1 protein-coding gene is annotated in these 513 nt (G+C 65.3%); it reads right to left on the bottom strand.

The window, feature by feature from the left end; all coding sequences use genetic code 11:
• Positions 1-513 (bottom strand): flagellar protein (locus JNK74_30385; GenBank protein MBL7650477.1); only part of this gene is annotated, 513 nt, incomplete at both ends.

Genomic DNA, 513 nt, shown 5'->3' with positions numbered 1-513 from the left:
CGTTCGTGGTGCTGTCCGTGCCCGTACCGCCAAAGGTCGCGCGGGCGATCACGTTATATACGCCATCCGCCAGGCCCGGATTAATCGTGTCGTCCGCCAGCGTCCAGGTACCATCGCCGTTGTTCGTCGCGGCGAGGCCATTCTGGCCGCCCACGTCGACCGTAATCGTTGCCGCCGGGGTGCTCACCGTCCCGGTCAGTTGCGGGCGCGTATCACTCGTCGCCAACACGCTGACCGTGACCGTCGGCGCCGTCGCGTCGATTTCGAGCTCGTTGGTGGTGGCGTCGTTCGCGGTGTTGCCCAGGCTGTCAGTCGCCGTGACCGCAACGTCAAAGGTCCCGTTCGAGAGCGGGGGCGCGATGGTGTTGTCCGCCAGCGTCCACGTGCCGTTGCCGTTGTTCGCGCCCGCATAGGCATTGCCGTCAACCGTGACACTAATCGTCGCGGTGGTGTCATCGATGGTTCCGCTCAGGGCCGGTGTCGTGTCGCTCGTCGTGAGCGAATTCACGGCTA

It is taken from the genome of Candidatus Hydrogenedentota bacterium, assembly GCA_016791475.1.
Classification (GTDB): domain Bacteria; phylum Hydrogenedentota; class Hydrogenedentia; order Hydrogenedentales; family JAEUWI01; genus JAEUWI01.
This window is presented reverse-complemented; position numbering and strand designations above follow the sequence as displayed.